The sequence below is a fragment of the Streptomyces sp. NPDC058964 genome (assembly GCF_042741275.1).
Lineage (GTDB): Bacteria > Actinomycetota > Actinomycetes > Streptomycetales > Streptomycetaceae > Streptomyces.
On record NZ_JBHYKH010000720.1, the window covers coordinates 1 to 2628 of the forward strand.

Sequence of the window (2628 nt, forward strand, 5' to 3'; positions counted from 1 at the left end):
GGACGGCGGAGGACGTGATCACCTGTTTCGTGCCGGAGGTCACGGCCGTCGAGGTGCGGACCGGCAACGGGCCGGCCGGACCCGCGCTGCTCCAGATCGGCATGCGGCCGGGGGCCGCCGGATGACCACGTCCCCGGCACAGACGTCCGGCCTGCGCAGGTTCCTCACCGAACGCCCGCCGCAGCAGGAGCGGTGCGGACTGTGCTCGGCGGTCGTGGACGAGGAGGAGCACCGCCACCTCGTGGACACCGAGCAGCGGGCGCTGGTGTGCGCCTGTCCGTCGTGCTTCCTGCTGATGGACAGGCCGGGCGCCCGCGAGGGCCGCTTCCGGCCGGTCCCCGACCGCTACCTCACCGACCCCGGCCACCGCCTCGACGACCAGGCCTGGGACACACTGCGCATCCCGGTCGGGGTCGCCTTCTTCTTCCGCAACTCCGAACTCGACCGCCTGGTCGCCCTCTACCCGAGTCCGGCCGGCGCCACCGAGAGCGAGCTCGAACCGGAGGCGTGGGCCGGGGTCCTGGCCGCCACCGGCCTCGCCGGGCTGCTCGAACCGGACGTCGAGGCCCTGCTGCTGCGTCGTACCGACGCCGGCATCGAGTGCCATCTCGTCCCGATCGACAGCTGCTACGAACTCGTCGGCCGCATGCGCCTGTTGTGGACGGGCTTCGACGGCGGGGCCGAGGCCCGCGCCGCCCTGGACGCGTTCTTCGCACGCGTCGCGGGCCTGGCCCGGCCGGTCGGCGAGGGGGACCGGCGGTGAGCGGACTCTCCTTCGTGTGCACCGGCGTACGCGCCGACCCCTATGCAGCCGGACCCACCCTGGTGTTCCGGCTGCGCATCACCAAGCCCGACGACGAACCCGTGCACGCCCTGCTGCTGAACTGCCAGATCCGCATCGAGCCCGCGCGGCGAGGCTACGACGCGGCGGAGGCCGACCGACTCGCCGACATCTTCGGCGAGCGCTCGCGGTGGGGCAGCACCCTCCAGCCGGTGCAGTTCGCTCAGGTCCCGCTCATGGTCACGGGCTTCACCCGGGAGACCGAGGCGGACCTCGTCGTGCCCTGCACCTACGACATGGACATCGCCGCGACCCGCTACCTCGACGCGCTCCAGGGCGGCGAGGTCCCCCTGCTCATGCTCTTCTCCGGCACGGCCTTCACCGGCAAGGGCGGATTCCGCGTCGAGCCCGTCCCCTGGGACCGGGAGGCGACGTTCCGGATGCCCGTCGCGACCTGGCGCGAGATGGTCGAACAGCACTTTCCCGGCTGCGGCTGGATCCGCCTGCCCCGCGACACCATGGACGCCCTGCTCGCCTTCCGCTCGCGCCGGGCGTTTCCCTCCTGGGAGGCGACCGTACGGGCCCTGCTGGAGGAGACGGGGAACGCGTCCGTCACCGGCGCCGCCATGACCGGAAGGACCGCTCCGTGAGCGTGACAACGTTCGCTCCCGAGACCGAGGCGCGGCTCGCCCTCGCCCGGCAGGTGGCCGACGCCGTCCTCTTCGAGGGCTACGTGCTCTACCCCTACCGCGCCTCCGCGGCCAAGAACCGGCTGCGCTGGCAGTTCGGGGTGCTGGTGCCGCCCGCGTGGGGTGCCGATTGCGAGGAGCACGCCTTCCAGCACACCGAGTGCCTGATGGAACCCAGGGCGGACGCCACCCTCGCCGTCGAACTGCGCTTCCTGCGCGCCCGCCGCCGCACGGTCCAGCGGGCGCTCGCCGACGGCGGGTTCGAGACCGTCACCGAACTGCGTCTGGCCGACCGGGTCCTGGTCCCCTGGGACGAGGGCGTCGAGGAGCGCGTCGAGGCGGTGGTCCCGGTGGCGGACCTCCTCGCCGGGGACGTCACGATCCCCTTCGACCGCTCCGCCGGTGAGGAGACCGAGCCCGTCCTCGACGAGGCGGGCCGGACCGTCGGCCGCACGATCCGCCGCCACGAGGAACTGGCCGGGGCCCTGCGGCTGTCCGCTCGTGAACTCGACGGACCCTACCGGGTGATGCGGCTGACGGCCGTCGCCGAGAACACCAGCGGCTGGATCCCGCAGGCCGGCCACGCGGCCGACCGCGAGGCGGCACTCCCGCGCTCCCTGGTGGCAGCCCACCTCCTCATGGCGCTGAGCAAGGGCTCGTTCCTGTCGATGACGGATCCCCCCGAATGGGCGAAGACCGCGGTCGGCGCCTGCCGCAATCTGCACACCTGGCCGGTGCTCGCGGGCGAACCCGGCCGCGCCGACGTCGTCCTGTCCTCGCCGATCATCCTCGAGGACCACCCGGCCATCGCACCCGAGAGCCCCGGCGCCCTCTACGACGCGACCGAGATCGACGAGATCCTCGCCCTGCGCACCGCAGCCCTCACCGACGAGGAGAAGCGCGAGGCACGCGGCACCGACGACCGGGCGGCGGCGGTGATCGACCTCGCCGACTCGCTGCCCCAGGAGGTACTGGAGCGCCTGCACGGCGCGGTGCGCGGTCTGCGCGAGGTGACCCGGCCCGCGCCCGCCGAGGGCTTCCCCGACGAGCACGGCGTACCGCGGCCGGACACGCCCTGGTGGGACCCGGCGGCCGACGCCGGCTTCGACCCGGCCCGCGACCGGGTCACGGTCGGCGGCCGGACGGGGGGCGCGGGCA

2 protein-coding genes and 1 pseudogene (1 of these 3 only partly in view) are annotated in these 2628 nt (G+C 73.8%); all 3 read left to right on the forward strand.

Features of this window, described 5'->3' with window-relative positions; genetic code table 11:
* The first annotated feature begins 121 nt into the window (after positions 1-121).
* Complete coding sequence (locus ACFW2E_RS43610) at positions 122-763, forward strand: DUF5947 family protein (protein ID WP_384476759.1); 642 nt, start codon at positions 122-124, stop codon at positions 761-763.
* On the forward strand, positions 760-1431 hold the full coding sequence (locus tag ACFW2E_RS43615; RefSeq protein WP_384476762.1) for a DUF6084 family protein: 672 nt from the start codon (positions 760-762) through the stop codon (positions 1429-1431). Before ACFW2E_RS43610 ends, ACFW2E_RS43615 begins: the two co-directional genes overlap by 4 nt.
* Positions 1428-2628, forward strand: a pseudogene (locus tag ACFW2E_RS43620) (hypothetical protein) (it continues 223 nt past the right edge of the window). The gene ACFW2E_RS43615 and the pseudogene ACFW2E_RS43620 overlap by 4 nt, the downstream one beginning before the upstream one ends.